Source organism: Plesiocystis pacifica SIR-1 (assembly GCF_000170895.1).
Lineage (GTDB): Bacteria > Myxococcota_A > Polyangia > Nannocystales > Nannocystaceae > Plesiocystis > Plesiocystis pacifica.
Map to the genome: position 1 here is coordinate 214,333 of NZ_ABCS01000001.1, position 19,395 is coordinate 233,727.

Here is a 19,395-nt window from a genome sequence, read left to right on the forward strand (position 1 = left end):
ATCGAAACTCACCCGACCGAAAATGGCCATGACGCCATCGTTGTCAGGGCTAAGTTGGGACCATGTTCAAGCGTCTGTCCGTGGTGCCCGGCTTGCTGATGATCTCCCTGGGACTGGCCGGCTGCGGCGACAGTGGCGAGGACGGCAACTTGGAGGGCATCTCGACCCTCGACACGACCGCGGGCGATGATGTCGGGACCTCCGAGGGCTCGACGGGAGACGGCGACATGGGCACGACGGCGGATACGAGCACGGGCGACGGCGACACCACGACCACCACGGACGGCACGACCACGACGGACGGCGGCACGACCACCGACGGCGGGACCACGACGGGCGGCGATCCCATCGACAACCTCCCGCCCTCGGACCAGCCCCCCGGCAACCTGAGCCCCTCGGAGGTCCCGATGTTCGTCAGCTTTGGCTGGGACGACAACGCCTACTCGGGCCTCGAGGGCAGCGGGGGCACGGGCGGCATGCACTGGTCCACGGAGATGGTCAAGTCGCGCACCAACCCCGCGGGCTCGGGGCAGTCGGCGACCTACGACGGCGCGCCGGTGACCATGTCCTACTACTTCACGGGGACCTACATCGGCGCGTGGCAGTCGGAGAGCCCGACCTACGTCAAGCGCTCGTGGCGGGCGGCCTACGACGAGGGCCACGAGATCGGCAACCACACCTACTCGCACCCCCACGGCAGCGCCTACTCCGTGGCCCAGTGGACCCCGGAGCTGAGCGACACCCTCGACTGGCTGACCAAGCCCCACGACCCCAACGAGATCGACTTCGAGCCCGACGACACCAAGGGCATCGGCGTGCCCCTGGCCGAGATCTACGGCTTCCGCACGCCCTACCTCGAGTACAACGACAACACGCTCACGGTCCAAGAGGAGCTCGGCTTCCTCTACGACTGCTCCATCGAGGAGGGCTGGCAGCCCGAGCAGGACGGGACCAACTACAACTGGCCGTTCACCCTCGACAACGGCAGCCCCGGCCACGACGTGCTCGTCAGCTGGGACCTCAAGGAGCCGATCACCCCGCACCCGGGCCTGTGGGAGCTGCCCGTGCACCCGGTCATCGTGCCCCCGGACGCGGCCTGCGCCCAGTACGGCATCCCCACGGGCCTGCGCGCCAAGCTCAAGGCCCTGGTCAGCTGGTTCGACGAGGGCAGCGGCAAGATCACCGGCTTCGACTACAACCTGTGGGTCAGCTTCGGCCTGACCAAGGAGGAGTTCGTGGCGACCCTCAGCTACACCCTCGACCAGCGCCTCGCCGGCAACCGGGCGCCCTTCATGTTCGGCACCCACACCGACTACTACTCGAGCAAGTACACCGCGCCCATGAACTCGACGGCGCAGGAGCGGCGCGAGGCCATGGAGGCGTTCCTCGACTACGCGCTGAGCAAGCCCGAGGTGCGCGTGGTCTCGAACAAGCAGATCCTCGACTGGGTCCGCCAGCCCGTCGCGCTGTAGCGATCCGTCAGTACAAGAACACCGCGCCGGACTCGAAGGCCAGGCCTTCCTCCGGCGGGTTGTTGACACCTTTGGAGGTGTCGTCCTCGCGGTAGGCCCCCACGGCCAGGGTCTCGCCGTCGCCGCTGAGCGCGACGCAAGAGCCGAAGTCGTCGAGGTCGTCGGTGTTGGGGGCCTTGAGGTAGGCGACCTGGGACCACGCGCCGTCCTCGAAGGCGAACACGTAGGCGGCCCCCGAGCTGTCGAGCTCGTCTGTGTCCTGGGCCGCGGCGCTGTCGATGCCGACGCCGGCGCTGTCCTCTTCGTGGGCGCCGACGGCCAGCACGTTGCCGTCCGCGCTCAAGCCCAGGCCGGCGCCGAAGAAGTCCTCCTCGCCGGTGTTCGAGGCCTTGACGTAGGCCTGCTGGCTCCACTGGTTCATGGGGTCGCGGCGGAACAAGAACACGGCGCCCGAGTCGTCGGCGCTGGTGTCGAGGGGGTCGCCGTCGATGCCGGTGGCGCCGCTGTTCTCCTCGGGTGAGGAGACGGCGAGGGTGTCCCCGTCGGCGCTGAGCCGGATCTGGTTGCCAAAGCGCGCGCCGTGGGTGGGGTGGGGGGCTTTGACGTAGGCCTCTTGGGCCCACGCGCTGCCCGGGCCGTCGGGGCGGTGGAACACGTAGACGGCGCCCGAGCCCCCGACGGAGTTGTCGTCTTGATCGCCGTTGACGCCTCCGGAGCCCGAGTCTTCGTAGCGCGCGGACACGGCGAAGGTGTCGCCGTCGGCGCTGATGCTGAGGTCCTCACCGAAGTTGTCGCCACCTTGGGCGTTGGAGGCCTTGACGTAGTGGGCCTCGACCCAGGTGTCGTCGAGGCCGCGCTCGAACAGGTAGACCGCGCCGATGCTGCTGACGTCCCAGCCGTTGTCCATGGGCCCGTCGAAGCCCGTCGAGAGGCTGTCCTCACCGGTCGCGCCGACGGCCAGCAGGTCGCCGTCTCCGCTGAGCGCCACGGACATGCCGAAGCGGTCGTAGGCCTCGGCGTTGGACGCCTTGACGTACTCCTGGAAGCTCCACTGATCCAGGTTTGGGCCGCCGCGGACGTAGACGAAGGCTGCTCCGGACTGCTGGGCGCTGTGGTCGTCTGGATCGCCGCCGATGCCGACGGCGTCGCTCTTCTCCCAGGGGCTGGCGACCGCGAGGGTGTTGCCGTCGCCGCTGAGGGCGATGTGCTCCCCGAAGTAGGTCTCGGGCTTGGGCACGGGGCTCTTGATGTAGGCCTGCTCGGACCACTCGCCCTGGGCGTCGCGGACGAAGATGTACACGGCGCCGGCCTTGCCGATGGACTCGTCGTTGGGGTCGCCCCCGACCCCGCCCACGCCGCCGTCTTCGCGCCGCGCCGACACGGCCATGGTCTGCCCGTCGAGGCTCAGGGCCACGTCCCAGCCGAACCAGTCGCCGCCCTGGGCGTTGCTCGCCTTGACGTGGCCGATGGCGCCGTCGATGGCCGCGTCGACGACCATGGGGTCCGAGTCGGTGCAGCCGTCGAGGTTGCAGGCGCGCACGTGGTAGCTGGCGCCCAGGCGGCGAAACAGCGGCTGGTGCAGCAGGGTCGGGTTCGTCGCGGTGCTCGGCTCGCCGAGGGGCTGCGCCTCGGCGGCGCCGGGCAGCAGCTGGAAGAGCTGGTAGTCCTCGGCGGCGAAGGTGTCGTCCCACCAAAAGGCGAAGCGCTTGGTGGGCAGGAAGTTCAAGGTGGGCTCGGGCGGCTCGGGCAGGGTGCCGGTGTCGAAGTCGTCTTCGTCGTCCCACTCGTCGCCCCAGTCGGTGTCGGTCTCGGTTCCGGTCTCGCCGGTCTCGCCGGTCTCGGTCTCGGTCTCGCCGGACTCGGCCTCGTCGGTCCCGGACTCGCTCGAGCTGTCCGCCTCGGAGCTCCCCGAGCCCTCGCTGTCCCCGATCTCGTCGGCGGCGGTGTCGCTCTCCCCCGCGCCGTCGTCTCCGTCGAGGGCGATGCCCCCCGGAGTGCAGGCCAGGGTCACGCAGGCCAGGGCGACGGGCGCGACGAGTCGATGGGGAAGGTCGGTCGCTCGCATGGCTGCCGCTCAGGCTAGCGCGCGCCTCGCAGACGGGCCACCGAGGGCGGCGCTGCGAAGCGTTTGCCATGCGTTCGCGCTCGGAATCGGGCATCGCGTTGGGTGTGAACTGGGCGCGCATGTCGGCGCCCAGAGAGCCCCCAGTCGCGGTGCCGGGGCCCCCCGGCGCGCGAGCGGAGACTTCGAGCGCGCCGCGGCGCTCTACGAGACCATCGTCGCCGGGGATCGCTACACGACCCGCTCCCTCGCGCTGATCGAGGCGGCCCTGAACTACACCGACGGGACGACGCCCTTCAACGAGGCGGGGGTCTAGGTCCCTCCGATCGAGCGTGTATGCTCGGCCCCCGGTGACCGCCGAGCGACCCTGGGTCTTGCTGTGCAAGCCCGTCCGAGCCCCCTTCCGGGACGGGACCAGCGTGCTGGTCCGCAACCTCGTGCAGGCCCTGCCGGCCGAGCATCGCCGCATCTACTTTGGCGATCCGAGCGCGCCCCTGCGCCCGGACGACCGCGTGCTGTCGGCGGCGGCGATGGCCTACCAGCCGACGCTGACCGACAAGGCGCGGATGTTCGCCGCGCTGCTCGGCCCGCGCCTGGCCGGCCTGCCCGTGCACAGCTTCTTCGCGGCCAACCGCAGCTCGGCGGCGGCCCTGGTCGTCGCGCGCCGGGTGCCGCTGCGCCGCGTGGTGCTCCAGACCCTGCCGGCGTCGACGGGGGCCGAGACCATCGCCGGGGCCCTGCGCCGGGTGGACCACGTGGTGGTGCCCTCGGACTGGGGGCGGGAGCGGCTGATCGAGGCGGGCCTCCCGGCGGCGCGGGTCAGCCGGATCTACCCGGGCGTGCCCGCGCCGACGGACCTGCCCGAGCAGCCCCAACGGGAGAGCGTGCTGTTTGCCGGCGACCTCGACGAGGCCGTGGCCGGCCACCTCGTCCGCGTGGCGCGGGCCCTCGAGCGCACGCCTTGGCGCCTCGACATCGCCACGCGGCCCAAGGGCGAGGGCCACCAAAAGGCGTTGGCTTGGCTCGAGGCCGAGCTCGCCAGCGCCCTCGCGGCCGGGCGGGTCCGCCTGCTGGGGGAGGTGTCGAGCATGGCCGAGCTGTTCGACGCCGCGGCCATCCAGCTCTATCTGGCCGATCACGCCCGCCGCAAGGTCGACCTGCCCTTCGCCCTGCTCGAGGGCATGGCCCGCGGCGTGCCCGCAGCGATCCTCGACGCGCCGCCGGTGTCGGAGCTGCTCGCCTGCGCGGCGCAGGAGGGTCTCGAGGTTGGGGTGCCTCTGGACCCGCAGAGCGACCCGGGAGAGGCTCTCCGGGCCGTGGTGGACGACCCCGCGCGCCTCGAGGCCATGGGCGTCGCCGCGCGGGAGTTGATCCGCCGGCGCTTCTCGGCTGAGATCATGGCGGCGGCCTACCTCGAGCGCTACGCCGCGCTGAGCTGAGCTGAGCTGACTTTTGAACTGGCCTACACCGATCATGAACACCGACAACACCCGCTACTACGACGCCTTCGCGCGGGGCTACGACGACGGCCGGGACCGCGGCTACCACAAGCTCATCGACGATCAGGCCGCGGCCATCGTCGAGCGTGTGGGCAGGGGCAAGGAGGCCCTCGAGGTCGGCTGCGGGACCGGGCTGGTCATGGATCGGGTGGCCAACTTCGCCAGCCGGGTCGAGGGCGTGGACATCTCGCCGGGCATGCTCGAGCGCGCCCGGGCGCGCGGCCTCGAGGTCCGGGAGGGCTCGGCGACGCAGCTGCCCTACGCCGACGCGAGCTTCGACGTGGTCTACTCCTTCAAGGTCCTCGCCCACGTCGAGGCGATCGAGCAGGCCCTGGCCGAGATGGCCCGGGTCGCGCGGCCCGGCGGCCACGTCATCTTCGACATCTACAACCGGGACTCGCTGCGCTACCTGATCCGCCGCGCTCGGGGCCCGCGGGCGACCTCGAAGGCCTTCGCCGAGGACGCCATCTCGACGCGCTTCGACACCCTGGCCCTGGCCCGCGGGCGCGCCCGGGGGATCGGGACCCTGGTCGACGTCGCCGGCATCCGGGTCGCCACGGTCCACCCCAAGACCCTCGAGCTCCCCGGCATCGGGCCGCTCGGCGAGCGCCTCGAGTGGGCGCTGATGGACAGCCGGCTCAAGCGCTTCGCCGGCTTTTTGGTGCTGACGGTCCGCGTGGCTGACTGATCGGGCTGAGCGGATCCGTGCTCGCGCGCAGGGCCTCGACGAGGCCGGGGGCATCGTTGGGCGGGACCAGGCGCACGGGGCCTGGGCAGCTGGAGGCGAGCTCCGGGATGCCGCCCACGGCCGTGGCGACCACGGGGAGGCCGAGCACGCTGGCCTCGCGGATGACCAGGGGCGCGCCTTCGGACAGCAGGCCGAGGTCCCGGGAGGGCACGCACAGGCACGCGGCGGTGGCCAGGGCCTCGGCCTTGGCCGCGCCCTCGACGAAGCCCAGGAAGGTCACGGGCGCGCCGGTGCGCCGGGCCAGGGCGACGAGGCGGCCGCGCTCGGGTCCGTCGCCGGCGATCTGCAGGTGGACGCCGCGCTGCGGAGACTGGCGGGCCAGCTCGGTGACGGCGCGGATCAGCCGATCGACGCCCTTTTGCGCGATCAGCCGGCCGAGGTAGAGCACGCGACCAGGGATCGGGCGGCGGACCAGGTCGGCGGGCGCCTCGACGGTCTGGGCCATGGTCTGGACCGAGAGCTTGGGCCCGAGCTCGGGGAAGCGGTCGCGCAGCCTGCGGGCCTTGTCGAGGGAGGGCAGGTGCAGGGTCTGGGCCGGGGCGAGGAGCGAGCGGACCGCGGCGTCGAGGGCCCGGGGGGCGCCGAGCAGCAGGTCGACGTCGGTGCCGTGGCCGTAGACCTCGAGGCGGACCTCGGGCGCGGTCAGCCCCGCGGCCAGGCTCGCCGCGACGCCGCAGGGCAAGACCATGTGGGCGACGACGCGATCGAAGGGCTCGTCGGCGCGGTCGAGCTGCCGGCGCAAGGCGGCGACCATGGCCCCGAGAAAGGGCGGGACCAGCAGGCCGCGGCGCGGCGCCTCGCGCAGGTTCTCCAGGATGCCGAACTGCCCGCTGAGCGAGGACCAGGCCCGGGGCGCGTAGGCGAAGCGGTGGGTGAGCAGCGGGCCGCCGAGGGTCCCCCGGCACCAGCGCGTGCGCGGAGCGAGGACCTCGACGTGCTCACCCGCGCGGGCCTCGGCCTCCCAGTGGCGGCGAATGAACGCGCCGCGCGGGTCGGCCTCCCACTGGGGGTAGGTCGAGGTCAGGACGAGGGTGCGGCCCATGGCCGGACATCCTAACAGGCCGAACTAGGGGGCTCGGCAAGCCGCGTCCGTTGGTCCCAGGCGCCATCCATGACGGGAGCCTCGCGTCGCAGGACCCTCGGCGTGTCCAGAGGCTGCGGGTGAGCGCGAGCTCACTTTTTGGCGAGCTCGCGCAGCTGGGCCAGGCTCACGGCTCCGGTAGCGAAGGCCACGGCGATGAACGCCAGGGTCTGCGCCGTGAGCCGCACGAGCACCATCAACTTGCCGCCCGGGAGCTGGTCGAAGCCCACGCTGACCAGCACGACGGCGGCCGCAGCCAGGCCCAGCTGCGCCAGGGTCACCCACGGTGGCCGGACCGCGAACACCCGCGCGAGCCCGATGAAGGCGGCGATCGCTGCGACCCCGCCGGCCGCGAGCACGGCCGTGGCCACGCCGTGGGCGTGTTGGCTGGGGCACAGCCAAAACGCCAGGGGCACGGCGGTGAGCAGGGGCGCGGCGACGATCGCCAGGGCCGCGCGCTCCTTGCCGGCGCTGTTGCACATCCACGCGACGATGTTGGCGAAGGCGTAGCCCGAGTAGCCGAGCACCAACAGGCGCAGGTGCCCGGCCGCGGCGGCGTAGGCCTTGGGAAAGAGCAGGGTCTGGATGGGCCCGGAGGCCGAGGCCGCGACGGCGGCCATGAGCGCGAGCAGGGTCAGCGTCACCCGGATCACGCTGTCGACGTAGGTCTGGGTGCGCTCGGCGTCGTCGACCTTGGTCAGCGAGGCGACCAGGGGGAAGGCCACGAGGGCCACGGCGTTCATCAGCGCGTAGGGGATCCAGGCGACGAGCTGGGCGCTCGAGTAGTAGCCGGTCTGCTCCTTGAGGGCCTGGGTGGTCGAGAAGCTCGACAGGATCAGCAGGTCCGCGGACTGCAGCAGGTTGAGCACGGCGGTGAACAGGATCAGGGCGCCGGCGAAGGCGGCCATGGGCGGGGCGTCGGCACGGGGCGAGCCCTCGCTCGAAGCCGGCCGGGCCGTGACCACGAGGACCACCGAGAGCCCCAGGGCGCACACCGCCGCGGCCGTGAAGCCCGCGACGATCCACGTCAGGCTCAGGGCCATGGCCGCCGCGCCGGCGATCAGCCCCGCCTTGAGGGTGGCCATGGTCACGTCGAGGGCCGCCTGCCGACCGAAGCGGCGGCTCGCGTTGAGGGTGCCGATGTTCACGGCGTAGAGGGCGTAGATCAGGCTGATCGGCGCGACGGCGCGGAGCGGCCCGACCAGGGCGGGGTCTTGCCACCAGCGGGCGAGCCAGGGCGCGGCCAAGAACACGGTGCCGCTGGCGAGGACCCCGAGCAGCGCGGCCAGGCGCAGGCCTCGACGGCGGATCGCCTGGTAGTCCGGCAGGCCCGCCTCGAACTGGGCCGAGAGCGGGCGGCTCACGGCGAACATCACCGTGTAGATGATGACCATGTTGGGCACGGCCACGGCCCGGGCGACGGTCTGGTACTGGCCGTAGCTGGCTTCGCTGATCAGGTGGGTCAGGGCCACGGCGAGGCCGTAGCCCGCGACCAGGAACCACAGCTTGGCCAGGCCCAGCCAGGCGCCGCCGGATAGGAGCTTGCCTGCGCTGTTCTCGTTGGCCAAGGGCGGCCACCATAGCGCGCGCGGTCTGGGTAGACCAGACTCGGGTAGACTTCGGCGATGCAGGAGGGCACGAGCTCCTCAGCGGAGACCAGCGAGGGGGCGGCGACGGTCCCCGAGACGGACGTGGAGGAGCTCGCGAGCCAAGGGGAAGGGGAGGACGCGAGCGCGCTGAGGCTGCCCGTGCGCGCGCTGTGGTGCCTGCCGGCGGCGACCGCCTTCGTCGCCGTGTTCGAGGCGGGGACCCAAGCCAGCAACCAGGGCATGGGCGTGGCCTCGCTGATCTTGTCGGCGGCGACCGGGGCCCTCGTCGGGCTGTGGCCGGCGCTGTTTTTGGTCCTCGCGGCCCTCATCGCCGGCAAGATCGGCGAGCGCTGGTCGCCCCTCGAGCGCCTGCTCGAGGCCGTGGACGAGGGGCTGCAGGCGCCTCCGGCTGCGCTGACCGGCCTCGCGGTGGCCCTCGCCGCGGTCACGGCCGCGGTCGGGCCGAGCGTGCGGCGGATCCTCGCCGTGTCCCAGGCCAACCCCGTCGACTACCCCGAGACCCAGGGCCGGCTGTGGACGGCGGGTCTGCTCGCGGCCATCCCCGCCGCCTTCTTGGCCCTCGCGCTCCTCGCCCGCGTCGTCGAGTGGGCGCTGAGCCGCGAGGGCGCCCAGGCGCGGCCCGGGCTGTCGCGCTGGCTGCTGCGCGGGGCCTTGCTGACCATCGCCGCGCTGACCGTCGCCCACCTCGTCAGCGGCCCCTTCTTCGTCTACCTCGGCGCGCGCGTGGCCTTTGGCTTGCTCGCGGTGCTGGCCGTGTTCGCGGCGGCGTGGCTGCCCAGGCGCACGCCCACGCAGGGCTCGACGGTCCGCATGCTCGGCCAGCTGGGCGGCCTGGCGCTGGTCGTGGTGCTCGGCGTCGTCGGCCTGCGCTCGCCGGCGAACCGGGCCCTGCTGCTCCACGACACCCGCGTATTTCCCCACTACCTCGACGTCGCCCTGGGCGGCTTCGACACCGACGACGACGGCAGCTACCCGCCGTGGCTGGGCGGGGCCGACTGCGACAACCTCGACCCCGAGCGCAGCCCGTGGCGCGTGGAGATCCCCGACAGCGGCGTCGACGAGGACTGCGACGGCGTCGACCTGGAGGCCGTCGAGGTCGCCGCGTCGCCGGCCATGCCCGAGCCGGGCGCGCTCGAGCGTCCGCCGATCTTCCTGATCAGTATCGACACCCTGCGCCTCGATCGCATGGACATCGGCGGCTACGCGCGCGTGACCATGCCGCGGGTCGCCGCCTTCGCCGAGCAGGGCCGCTGGTACGCCAACGCCCGCGCCCCGGCCAACCACACCTTCTACTCCATGGTCAGCCTGCTCGCGGGCCAGAACACCGAGCGCTTGCTGATCCCCGGCGAGCGCCACGAGGCCGGGCGCATGGCCTTTCGGACCTGGCTGCCGGCGACCCTGGGCAGCCTCGGCTACGCGACCGTGGCCATCAACCCGCCGCTGATCCTCGAGGGCAAGCTGCCCGCGAGCCAGCTGCGCTTCGAACACATCGAGGTCGGGCGCTACGACTTCGCCGGCAAGAACCGCGGGACCACGGCCCGGCAGGTCGTCGACGACGTCGAGCGCATCCTCGGCCAGGACCCCGGCGACCGCCCGGTGTTCGCGTGGGTGCACTTCATGGATCCCCACGCCTCCCACGAGGCCCCGGTCAAGTTCAGCGGCGACCCCGACCCGGTCCGCGACGCCTACGACAACGAGCTGCTGTGGGTCGACCTGCACCTGTCGCGGCTGCTGGCCTTCATCGACGCCCGCTACCCCGACGCGCTGGTGATCCTCACCTCGGACCACGGCGAGGAGTTCGGCGAGCGGGGCAACTACGGCCACGGCTTTTCTCTCGCCGACAGCGAGCTGCGCGTGCCCCTGGCCATCGCCGGGCCCGGGGTGCCGCCCGGGGTCGAGGCGCGCCCCGTGTCGCTCGTTGGGGTCGCGCCGACGGTGCTCGAGCTCCTCGGCGTGCCGGTGCCCGCCGGGATGTCACCCTCGCGCTTGCTCGAGCTGCCCGCCGAGGGCGCTGCCAGCTCGCTCTCGGCCAACCCCGCCTACCTGTGGAACGAGCCGCGCATGGAGCTGGCCCTGGTCGCCGAGCACGAGGGGGCGACCTGGAAGCTCGTCCACGGGCGCATGCGCAACACCTGGCTGCTCTACGACCTCGACGCGGATCCGGCCGAGACCCACAACCTCGTGGGCGAGCGGCCGGCGGTGCTCGAGGCCATGCAGGAGCGTCTGGCCGAGGCCGTGGCCGCCGAGCGCTCGGACCCTGGCGCGCGGGTCGACTGAGCGATGCTGGAACCTCCCAGGGAGCCTGGCTCAGACCGCTTGCTTGGTGAGCGTCTGGCCCAGGCGGCTCGAGGCCTCGAGGATCGCGGCCCGCGTCGCGCCGCCGAGCTCGAGGGAGCTCAGGACCTCTTCCATCTCGCCGCTCGGGTAAGCCTTGATGTCCGCGCCCAGCCAGGACACGGCCGTCACGAGCCCACGCACGAGGCGATCGTTGGTCAAGATGATGGTCGACAGTCCCCGCTTCTTCGCCACGTCCGCGGCGAGCTGCCGCTGCACGCTCGTCACGCGGATCGTGCCCATGCTGATGCCCAGGTAGGTGTCGATGGGCAGCTCGTCCATGTCGCGGACGAGCTGTTCCCAGAGGGAGTCGGGCACGGAGCCCGTTCCGTTGACAACCACGAGCATGTTGTCGACGCGCTCCCAGTTCAAGACGCTGTGATCGGTCATGATGTTGCTCCTAACTGGGAACAGCCTACAGTAGCCATTCCTTTGTGAGCAACCCTGACATCACATGACAAATATACCGGCCCCAATGACCGCGCAATACCAGTAGGTGTGGAGCATGTAGGTCGTGTGATCGGCCGCTGGGCCGCGCCTACGCACCGTGCGGTACGCGACGAGGAGGTTGAGGGCCGTCAGACCAATCTCGATGGACTGGGTCAACACGCTCCATTGTGCGGGGGCAAATAAGAACACATGGACGATTATGGGGGTGCAGGCAATGCTGATGGCTACGATCCACCGCGACCGATCCTGGCCCATGGTGACCGGGAGTGTTCCTCGGGACATGGCTCGGTCGCCGTCGACGTCGCGAAAGTCCTGAAGGTTGAGGGTCGCCCCGAAGATGACGGCGATGACGATGATCCATCGCCAGGCGAGGGCATCGAGGGGCGCAACAATCTCCCAGGCCGCCGCGAGCAGCACCAAGACGCCGAGGCCGATGAACACCACGTTCTTGGTGAACCAGTGCCGGTCGAGGCCGAACAGGTTGTAGAATAAAAACACCAGCTCCCAGGCCAGGGCCCAGCGCGTCAGGCCCTGCCCGCCGAGGAGCATGGCGACCAGCGGGAACGCGACCAGCGCGAGGGCGAGGCGCTCGAGCGCACCCCGGGTCTCGAGCAGGCCCGAGGGGATGACTCGATCTGGTTTGTTGAGGCGGTCCTCCTCGATGCCGACGACCTGGTTGCACAGGCAAAAGGCGTAGATGGCGAGGCCGAAGTAGGCCAGGCAGCCGGCGACGTTCCCGAAGCACTCGAGCAGCCCCCAACTCCCGCTGACTCGAGTCGCCGCCAGCACCATCAGCAGGCCCGGAATCACCGATGCCGACAGATCGCGAAAGACGAGTCTGTAGGTGATCTCGAGCTCCCTTCGGAGCAGAGTGACGACATTGAGTGACCCGGAGGCCCCAACCAAATAGGGTTGATGGGGAGGACGCATCGGCTGAATTTCCCAACGGCCCAAGGCGACCGTTTTCAGCCACACTGTAGTGGGGCAAGATGCCCCGTCAACAAAAAAAATCCAGTAGAGATGTATAAGATACAGAATTGCATCGGGTGAAGTATTAGCGAACGCCTTTCTGTTGCTTTCTAGCTGTGTTTCATCGCTGTGCAGAAAATTCGGACTGTAATGTCGGGTGAGTCGCGTTGCGATTTTGGCGCGACCAATTTCATGTCTACTGAAAAGTCTGGGCGCGATGAGCGACAGAGTATGAAGCTAAACTATGGGGCCGGTTTTTTAGACACTTTGTGAACTGTTGGTGTTCGTTCGCGAAGCGAGGCGAACCCAGACGCCGTCGGCGGACCCCAGCGTCCCGGCGAACACGGGCTCGGAAGGCCGGTCGGCCGGTCGGGGGGTGAAGCGGCGCAGCATCGCCGCGAGCGCGAGCTTGCCCTCCATCATCGCCAGGCCCATGCCGATGCACTGGCGCTGCCCGGCGCCGAAGGGCATCCACGACAGGCGCGGGCGCTGGCGTCCGTCGAGGAAGCGGGCGGGGTCGAAGCGCTCGGGCTCCGACCAGTGCGCCGGGTTGCGGTGGATGAGCCAGGGCAGGACCAGGACCTGCCGGCCCGCGGGCACCTCGTAGCCGCCGAGTGTCACGTCCTCGACGACGCGGCGCGGGAGCAAGGGCGCCGAGGGGAACAGGCGCAGCCCCTCGCGGAAGGTCGCGTCGAGGAAGGGCTCGGCGAGATCGTCCTCGCACGCGTCGAGCCGCGCCTGGAGGGTGGCGACCACCTCGGGCTGGTCTGCGAGGGCCGTCATGGTCCACGCCAGGGCCTGCGCGGTGGTCTCGTAGCCCGCGGTGTAGAGCACCACGATCTCGTCGAGGAGCTGGCGATCGGACATGGCCCCGTCCTCACCGGCGGCGTGGGCCAGCATGCTCAGCAGGTCCGCGCCGACCGCTCCCGAGCGTCGGCGCTCGGCGATCAGCTCGAGGATGATCTCGTGGACCACGCCCATGGCGGCCTTGAGGCGGCCGACCCCGGGGACCGGCATCCACGAGGGCAGCGCCCCCGTGACGGCGCCGAGCATGAAGCTGCCGAGCACGGTCCCGAAGGCGTCGCGCAGGCGCTCGAAGGTCTCGGCCTCGAGCTCGCAGCCGAACAGCAGGCGAGTGGTCAGGGTCCCGAGCAGCTTGGCCGTCCACGTCGAGACGTCGAAGGTCTGGCCGTGGGCGGCCTGCTCGTCGAGCTCGACGACCAGCTCGTCGATGGTCACCGCCATCACCTCGCGGAAGCCCTGAATCCGCTTGCGCCGAAACTGAGGGTTCATTAGGCGCCGCTGCTTTCGCCATAGCTCACCCTCGGAAAATGCCAGCCCCTGGCCCGTGTATTTGCGCAGCTGCGCCCACATGTTCCCACCCTTATCGAAGTACTTGGCCTGCTTGACCAGCACCTCCTCTGCGTGGAACGCGTCACCAATGACCACGAGTTCATCCAGGCCGATATCGAGCACGAACAGGTCCCCACACTCTGCCCGCGCCTCCTCGAAGAACTCCGGGCGACGCCGAATCATGCGGTGTAGGCAGCCGATTAGCGGCAACCCCGGAGCCCGCGGGAGCTCGGCGAAGGGGTGCGCAGATGTGGGCAGGGCGTGGTGGGAAACTGAGTCCATCTATAAATGGATATAGCACTGTTGAGCTCAGATACATTGTCTGTAGGTACAGTTATTAAATTGTCAATTGAGACTACAAATGGAAAGTGACCGGGTGTCGAATTGTAAAATTGAACAATGACCTTTGGGACACCGCGCTCGAGTGTCGGTACGAATGACAGTTCGAAGGTGGGGTCTGGTAGCCGCCGACGCCGACCCGCCGACCTGTCCGCTCACCTACCGGCCGGCGAGCACGGCCAAGAGCGCGGCGTTGGGCTCGAGGCCCGCATCGTCGGCGGCGTAGGCCGGGGCGATGCGCTCGACGAAGAACATGTCCACGGGTCCGAGGCCCTTGGCCTCGACGGGGCCGCGCGGGGTGGTCACGAAGTACGCGGCGATCTGGGCGTGGGTCGGCGCGGACACGTTGATGCGATCGGCCGCGCTCGACGACTCCATGCGCGCGGCGGTGTTGACCGTCTCGCCCCACACGTCGTAGGCGAGCTTGGCCCGGCCGATGATGCCGGCGATGAGCGGGCCGCTGTGCAGGCCCACGCGCACGGACCAGGGCGGCTTGATCTGGCCGTCGGCGGCCGGGCTGGCCGCGTAGGCGCGGACCGCCTCGCGCAGGTGCAGGGCGGCCAAGGTCGCGGCGAGGGCGTGGCGCGGGTGCGGGTCGGGCAGGCCCGCGACGGCCATGTAGGCGTCGCCGATGGTCTTGAGCTTCTCCAGCTGCCAGCGGGCCGCCACGTCGTCAAAGGCCCGGAACAAGCGGTCGAGCTCGGCGACCAGGCTGCGCGGCTCGAGGGTGGTCGAGATGCGCGTGAACCCGACCAGGTCGGCGAACACCACCGTCGCGTCTTCGTGGTGTTTGGGGTCGACGCGCTGGTGGAGCTTGAGCTCGCGGACGATGCTGGCCGGCATCACGTCGAGGAGCAGGCGCTCGGTGACCTCGGCCTCGCGGCGGGCGGCGGCGATCTGAGTGCCGATCGCGAGGCTGCGCGCGCGGGCGGCCGCGTCCTCCCGGGCCAGCTCCGAGGTCAGGCGCAGCTGCTCGCGCATGGTCTCGACGGCCCCGCTCAGATCGCCGGCGCTCAGCTGCAGCTCGGTCTGGACCGCGAGGCCGTCGAGCTCGCTGTGGCGCAGGCCGTGCTCGCGGGCCTCGGCGATGGCTCGCTCGAGGGGGGGCAGGACCTCGGGGCCGGGCCCGGGGGCGCGCCGGCAGGACTCGAGAACGAGCTGAGCCTTGCTCGCCTGGATGCGGATGTCGACGAGCAGCTGGGGCTGGCGGATGTCGCGGCTGCGGGCTCGCGTGAGCAGCTCGAGGGCGCGCTGGGCCGCGCTCGCAATCACCTCGGGGTCTGAGGCGGAGTCCGGGCCCGCCACCGCGGCGAGCTCGAGCTTGGCCATGGACAGGTCGGAGTGGGCCAGGCCGAGGGGCACGCGGCTGGCCTCCCACAGCACGTGGGACTCGGCCAGGTGCGCCCGCGCGTCGTCGAGGCGACCGGCCTCGAGCTCGAGATCGGCCATCAGCCCGAGGGTCCGGGCCCGGCCCACGGTGTAGTCGGCGGCCTCGAACTGGGGCAGGGCGCGGGCGTACCAGCCGCGCCCTTCCTCGGCGTCCCCGAGGCGGTGGTAGACCGTGCCGAGGTTGTGCAGCGCCCAGCCGAGCAGGACCGGGTCGTCGAGGCGCTCGGCCAGCTCGCGGGTGCGCAGGGCGTGGGACAGGGCCAGCTCCGCCGCGCCGAGGTTGAGGTGCAGGTGGGTCAGCATGTCCTCGACCGTGGCCAGGCCGCGCTCGTCACCGAGGGCGGTCAGCAGGTCGTGGGCCGCGTTGGTGTAGCGGGCGCTGCTGCGGGTCGCGCCCGCGGTCATCTCGACGTAGCCGAGGTTGCGCATGGCGAGGGCGCGGGTCTGCGGCTCGGCGCTGGTCAGGGCGGGCTCGCTGAGGGCCCGGGCGCGATCGGGGTCTTCGAGGGCGAGCTGCCACGCGAGGGCGACGGCCTCGGCGAGGCGCGCTTGGGTCTCGGCGGGGGCCTCGGCCATGGTCGGGAATCTACCAACCTGGGCTGGGGGCGACCCCCCGCGTCGTGGAGGGTATGGTGTGGGCAGGCGACGAGGATCCACGGGGCATGGCGGAGCGACACGGAGAGGGAGGGGGGCTGGCCGTCGCGCGGTCGCGCGAGCCGGCCCGCCTGCGCTCGGAGCTCCCCGCCTTCGCGGGCGGGGCCGGGTCGATCGTGGTCGCGTCCGCGGGCCAGCTGGGTCCGCTGCGCAGCTCCTTTTGGGCCATGTTCCTGGTCATGCTCGGGGCCTTCGTGGTCGCGGACAGCCTCTCGCCGCTGATGGCCGGGCTGTGCATCCTGGGCCTGGTCGGCGCGGCCTCGATCCAGGGCTTGGTCGGCGGGGTGCACCGCGCCAGCTTGGTCCAGGCGGTCGAGCTGCCGGCCCTCGAGGCCGCCGGGGGGCCCTACCGCCAGGGCGAGGCCGAGCGGGTCCTCGTGGTCCGCCGGCGCAGCTGGTTGTTCGCCGACGAGCAGCGCGTCCGGGTCGCGGACATCGAGGCCGTGGGCTTTTGGGACTGCGGGACCTTCGGGGTGTGGAGCCGGGAGCGGCGAATGATCGGTCGCGCCGCGCTCGACTCCGCCGACGAGGGCGAGCTGCCCAAGCTCCCGGCCATCGTCCACCGCGGCGGCGTGATCCCCCTGGGCGAGACCCTGCCCCCCGCCGAGCAGCGCGCCCTGGTCGAGGAGCTCCAGGCCCTGGTCACGGCGGCGGGGGGGAGCACGCTCCGCGTTCAGTTCCAGCCCGTGGCGGAGGACACGGAGCCGAAGGCGTGAGCCGGGGTAGCGTGGGCGCATGACCTCGCTGCTCCGCTCTCGCTCGAACCTGGCTGCGCTCGCGTCTGTCTTTGTCCTCGCCTGCAGCCCCGCGCCGGAGCCCAATGGCGAGGGCGCCGACGAGGCGAGCCCGACCGAAGACGGCGACGCGGACACGACCAGCGCGGACACCGAGACCAGCTCGGACACGGGCGAGCCCCCGCTGCCGGGCGCCTGCGAGACGCCCCTCGAGCCCGTGCTGCTCGCCGACGCGCGCCTGGTCGTCGACGTCGAGGGCGTGGCCCGGGACGCCTTCGGCCGGGACGTGGTCATGCGCGGGCTCAACACGGGCAACCGCAACAAGACCCCGCCCTTCGTGCCCTTCGCGGTCACGGAGGACATGCCCCTCGACGCCTTCTCCGAGGCCGCCGATGACTTCTTCGCCGTGCTCCAGGGCTGGGGCATGGACACGGTGCGGCTGCCCTTTTCCTGGGAGGCCCTCGAGCCCGAGCGCGACGTCTGGGACGAGGCCTACCTCGACCGCTACGAGCGCATGGTCGACAGCGCCTGGGCCCACGGCCAGCGGGTCATCCTCGACTTTCACCAGGACGTGTGGGCGCGCAACTACTGCGGCGACGGCTTCCCGACCTGGGCCGTCGCCGATCCCGACGCGCCCTGGCACGACTGCCCCGACCACGACTGGGGCTTCAAGTACGTCACCGACCCGGACGTGCGCGGAGCCTTCGACCGCTTCTACGCCAACGAGGACGAGCTCGTCGACGAGTTCCACGAGATGTGGCTAAAGATGAGCGAGCGCTTCGCCGACCACCCGGGGGTCGTGGCCTTGGAGATCCTCAACGAGCCGGGCTGGGGCACGGCCAACGACATCCAGCAGTGGAAGCTGGACGTGCTCACGCCCTTCCATGACGCGATCATCCCGGCGCTCCACGAGGCCGCGCCGGACCTGCTCGTGGCCTACGACAACCCGGGCATCGACGGCGTCGGGCTGATCCCCGAGCTCGTCCACCCGCGCCCCGAGGGCGACTTCCTCATCTATGGTCCGCACCTCTACGGCGCCGGGACCTGGGGCCTCGAGCAGGACGACCCGGGGTCGAGCGTGACCGACTACGCCGAGTTTGGGCGCAGCGCCGACGTGCACGTGCTCCTGGGCGAGTTCGGCTTTCAGCCCGAGGAGCGCTACGGCCCGGAGTGGCTCGACAAGGTCGCCGACGCCCTCGACCACGAGCGCATCTCCGCGACCATGTGGGAGTACAGCTACAACGAAGTGCTGTGGAACTACGAGGACTTCTCCATGGTCGACGCCGCGGGCAACGAGCGGGTCCAGCTCGACGCCTGGGTCCGGCCGTGGCTGCGCGCCGTGGCCGGGACCGAGCCGAGCTTCGCCTGGGACCACGGCGCGGGCACGGGCAGCGCGAGCTTCGTCAGCGACGGGGGCGTGAGCGAGGTGGTCCTGCCGCCGCGGCTGTTCGGCGCCGGCCCGAGCAGCGTCGAGATCCGCGGTGAGGAGGCTTGCTTCACCCTCGACATGGCGCGGGGAGAGCTGCGCGTCACGGCGCCCGCGGGGGTCGCGGTCGACCTCGAATTTGCGCGCTGAGCTTGCGCCCTCGCCGAGGCCACGGCGCCTGGCTCACGCAGTCAATGCCGCGGCGCTGCCCTTCCCCAGACGCCGTCTCGGACGCAGTCTGGGTGGGCATGAAACGCAACGAGTCCATCTCCAAGATCATGACCTCCGAGGTGCAGACCGTGCACGTGGGCCAGAAGCTCAGCGAGGTCCGACGGCAGCTGGCTGACAACGCCTACCACCACGTGCCCGTGGTCAGCGGCAAGCAGCTCGTCGGGATGATCAGCGCCACGGACATGCTGCGCCTGAGCCTGGCGGTCTACGGCGTCGACGAGCGGGCCCTCGACGCGATGCTCGACAGCCAGCACACCATCGAGTCGGTGATGACCAAGGAGCTGACGACGCTGTCGGCCAAGGACACGGTCCGGCACGCCGCCGAGGTCCTGGGCGAGGGCCGCTTCCACTCCCTGCCCGTGGTCGAGGACGGCGACCTCGTCGGCCTGGTGACGACCACGGACCTGATCCGTTACCTGCTCGCGCAGTACTGAGGAGAGCGAGGCCAGGCCATGACCGCGACCGTCATCGAGCAATACGACCGCCGCCTGGTGGGTGCGTGGATGAGCACGGACCCCTTCACCGTCGGGGACGACCAGTCCCTGGCGGACGCCCGCAAGCGCATGCACGCCCACGGCGTCCGCCACCTCGCCGTGCTCCACGGCGGGCACCTCGTCGGGGTGATCAGCAGCCGAGACATCGCCACCGTCGAGTCCCTGCCGGACGTGGATCTGGAGCTCGTCACGGTGCGCGACGCCATGGCCGAGGAGCCGTGGACGGTGACCGCCGAGCGTCCCCTCGCCGAGGTCGCCGCGGCCATGGCCGAGCAGCGCATCGGCACGGCCATGATTGTTGACACGGAGGGCAGCGACACCGTCGTGGGCGTGTTCACGACCACTGACGGCCTTCGAGCGCTGGCCAGCTTCGCCGGCTGACTGAGTCGTGGACGTGGGGCAGGGAGGGCGTGGCGTCGTCCACGACGGCTAAAATGGACAGGGACTGTGAAAACTTCACAGTCCCTGAGTCGTGGACGTGGGGCAGGGAGGGCGTGGCGTCGTCCACGACGGCTAAAGTAGACAGAGGGACGGACAGGACTTGTTCTGG

General features: G+C 70.9%; 15 protein-coding genes. 8 read left to right on the top strand and 7 right to left on the bottom strand.

Annotated elements, in window-relative coordinates:
- Positions 1–62: 62 nt before the first annotated feature.
- Complete coding sequence (locus PPSIR1_RS00805) at positions 63–1,472, top strand: polysaccharide deacetylase family protein (protein ID WP_006969057.1); 1,410 nt, start codon at positions 63–65, stop codon at positions 1,470–1,472.
- A gap of 7 nt (positions 1,473–1,479) precedes the next feature.
- Here the strand turns inward: PPSIR1_RS00805 and PPSIR1_RS00810 are convergent, their stop codons facing one another.
- Complete coding sequence (locus PPSIR1_RS00810; RefSeq protein ID WP_006969058.1) at positions 1,480–3,537, bottom strand: PAS/PAC sensor signal transduction histidine kinase; 2,058 nt, start codon at positions 3,535–3,537, stop codon at positions 1,480–1,482.
- Positions 3,538–3,884: 347 nt separating this feature from the next.
- On the opposite strand from PPSIR1_RS00810, the gene PPSIR1_RS00820 reads away from it, so the two are divergent.
- Together PPSIR1_RS00820 and PPSIR1_RS00825 are read left to right on the top strand one after the other, a co-directional pair.
- Positions 3,885–4,973, top strand: a complete 1,089-nt coding sequence (locus tag PPSIR1_RS00820) for a glycosyltransferase family protein (protein ID WP_006969060.1) — start codon at positions 3,885–3,887, stop codon at positions 4,971–4,973.
- Between the two features lie 34 nt (positions 4,974–5,007).
- Positions 5,008–5,721, top strand: a complete 714-nt coding sequence (locus PPSIR1_RS00825; protein WP_006969061.1) for a class I SAM-dependent methyltransferase — start codon at positions 5,008–5,010, stop codon at positions 5,719–5,721.
- On the opposite strand, the gene PPSIR1_RS00830 is transcribed toward PPSIR1_RS00825, so the two are convergent.
- Both PPSIR1_RS00830 and PPSIR1_RS00835 read right to left on the bottom strand, forming a co-directional pair.
- Positions 5,672–6,823: a glycosyltransferase family 4 protein gene (locus PPSIR1_RS00830; protein ID WP_006969062.1), complete on the bottom strand. Its 1,152-nt coding sequence runs from the start codon at positions 6,821–6,823 to the stop codon at positions 5,672–5,674. The two genes, PPSIR1_RS00825 and PPSIR1_RS00830, sit on opposite strands and share 50 nt — an antisense overlap.
- 131 nt (positions 6,824–6,954) lie before the next feature.
- Complete coding sequence (locus PPSIR1_RS00835; RefSeq protein ID WP_006969063.1) at positions 6,955–8,430, bottom strand: lipopolysaccharide biosynthesis protein; 1,476 nt, start codon at positions 8,428–8,430, stop codon at positions 6,955–6,957.
- Between the two features lie 57 nt (positions 8,431–8,487).
- Between PPSIR1_RS00835 and PPSIR1_RS00840 the strand changes: the two genes are divergently transcribed.
- Positions 8,488–10,749: a sulfatase family protein gene (locus PPSIR1_RS00840; RefSeq protein WP_006969064.1), complete on the top strand. Its 2,262-nt coding sequence runs from the start codon at positions 8,488–8,490 to the stop codon at positions 10,747–10,749.
- Between the two features lie 30 nt (positions 10,750–10,779).
- Here PPSIR1_RS00840 and PPSIR1_RS00845 read toward each other — a convergent pair whose 3' ends face one another.
- The 4 genes from PPSIR1_RS00845 to PPSIR1_RS41490 all read right to left on the bottom strand — a co-directional run bounded on the left by PPSIR1_RS00845 (position 10,780) and on the right by PPSIR1_RS41490 (position 15,882).
- A complete protein-coding gene (locus PPSIR1_RS00845; protein WP_006969065.1) occupies positions 10,780–11,196 on the bottom strand; it encodes a hypothetical protein in 417 nt (138 codons plus the stop codon).
- 60 nt (positions 11,197–11,256) lie between these two features.
- Positions 11,257–12,066: a UbiA family prenyltransferase gene (locus PPSIR1_RS00850; protein ID WP_006969066.1), complete on the bottom strand. Its 810-nt coding sequence runs from the start codon at positions 12,064–12,066 to the stop codon at positions 11,257–11,259.
- A 417-nt stretch (positions 12,067–12,483) separates the two neighbouring features.
- Positions 12,484–13,860: a cytochrome P450 gene (locus PPSIR1_RS00855; protein ID WP_086000891.1), complete on the bottom strand. Its 1,377-nt coding sequence runs from the start codon at positions 13,858–13,860 to the stop codon at positions 12,484–12,486.
- A 216-nt stretch (positions 13,861–14,076) separates the two neighbouring features.
- Positions 14,077–15,882: an adenylate/guanylate cyclase domain-containing protein gene (locus tag PPSIR1_RS41490; protein ID WP_006969068.1), complete on the bottom strand. Its 1,806-nt coding sequence runs from the start codon at positions 15,880–15,882 to the stop codon at positions 14,077–14,079.
- 86 nt (positions 15,883–15,968) lie between these two features.
- On the opposite strand from PPSIR1_RS41490, the gene PPSIR1_RS00865 reads away from it, so the two are divergent.
- The 4 genes from PPSIR1_RS00865 to PPSIR1_RS00880 all read left to right on the top strand — a co-directional run bounded on the left by PPSIR1_RS00865 (position 15,969) and on the right by PPSIR1_RS00880 (position 19,226).
- Entirely contained in the window at positions 15,969–16,676 is a 708-nt protein-coding gene (locus PPSIR1_RS00865) for a hypothetical protein (protein WP_157595081.1), read from the top strand.
- Between the two features lie 19 nt (positions 16,677–16,695).
- Positions 16,696–18,270, top strand: a complete 1,575-nt coding sequence (locus tag PPSIR1_RS00870) for a glycoside hydrolase family 5 protein (RefSeq protein ID WP_006969070.1) — start codon at positions 16,696–16,698, stop codon at positions 18,268–18,270.
- Between the two features lie 98 nt (positions 18,271–18,368).
- A complete protein-coding gene (locus PPSIR1_RS00875; RefSeq protein WP_006969071.1) occupies positions 18,369–18,785 on the top strand; it encodes a CBS domain-containing protein in 417 nt (138 codons plus the stop codon).
- Between the two features lie 18 nt (positions 18,786–18,803).
- Positions 18,804–19,226 carry a CBS domain-containing protein gene (locus PPSIR1_RS00880; protein ID WP_006969072.1) on the top strand — a complete coding sequence of 141 codons (423 nt, stop codon included), beginning with the start codon at positions 18,804–18,806 and terminating at the stop codon, positions 19,224–19,226.
- Positions 19,227–19,395: the final 169 nt, after the last annotated feature.

Bases quoted from the DNA above. Each gene is read 5' to 3' on its own strand.
- PPSIR1_RS00865 (WP_157595081.1), top strand. From the start codon at position 15,969: ATGGCGGAGCGACACGGAGAGGGAGGGGGGCTGGCCGTCGCGCGGTCG.
- PPSIR1_RS00855 (WP_086000891.1), bottom strand. From the start codon at position 13,860: ATGGACTCAGTTTCCCACCACGCCCTGCCCACATCTGCGCACCCCTTC.
- PPSIR1_RS00870 (WP_006969070.1), top strand. From the start codon at position 16,696: ATGACCTCGCTGCTCCGCTCTCGCTCGAACCTGGCTGCGCTCGCGTCT.
- PPSIR1_RS00840 (WP_006969064.1), top strand. From the start codon at position 8,488: ATGCAGGAGGGCACGAGCTCCTCAGCGGAGACCAGCGAGGGGGCGGCG.
- PPSIR1_RS00825 (WP_006969061.1), top strand. From the start codon at position 5,008: ATGAACACCGACAACACCCGCTACTACGACGCCTTCGCGCGGGGCTAC.
- PPSIR1_RS00810 (WP_006969058.1), bottom strand. From the start codon at position 3,537: ATGCGAGCGACCGACCTTCCCCATCGACTCGTCGCGCCCGTCGCCCTG.
- PPSIR1_RS00880 (WP_006969072.1), top strand. From the start codon at position 18,804: ATGACCGCGACCGTCATCGAGCAATACGACCGCCGCCTGGTGGGTGCG.
- PPSIR1_RS00875 (WP_006969071.1), top strand. From the start codon at position 18,369: ATGAAACGCAACGAGTCCATCTCCAAGATCATGACCTCCGAGGTGCAG.
- PPSIR1_RS00845 (WP_006969065.1), bottom strand. From the start codon at position 11,196: ATGACCGATCACAGCGTCTTGAACTGGGAGCGCGTCGACAACATGCTC.
- PPSIR1_RS00830 (WP_006969062.1), bottom strand. From the start codon at position 6,823: ATGGGCCGCACCCTCGTCCTGACCTCGACCTACCCCCAGTGGGAGGCC.
- PPSIR1_RS00805 (WP_006969057.1), top strand. From the start codon at position 63: ATGTTCAAGCGTCTGTCCGTGGTGCCCGGCTTGCTGATGATCTCCCTG.
- PPSIR1_RS41490 (WP_006969068.1), bottom strand. From the start codon at position 15,882: ATGGCCGAGGCCCCCGCCGAGACCCAAGCGCGCCTCGCCGAGGCCGTC.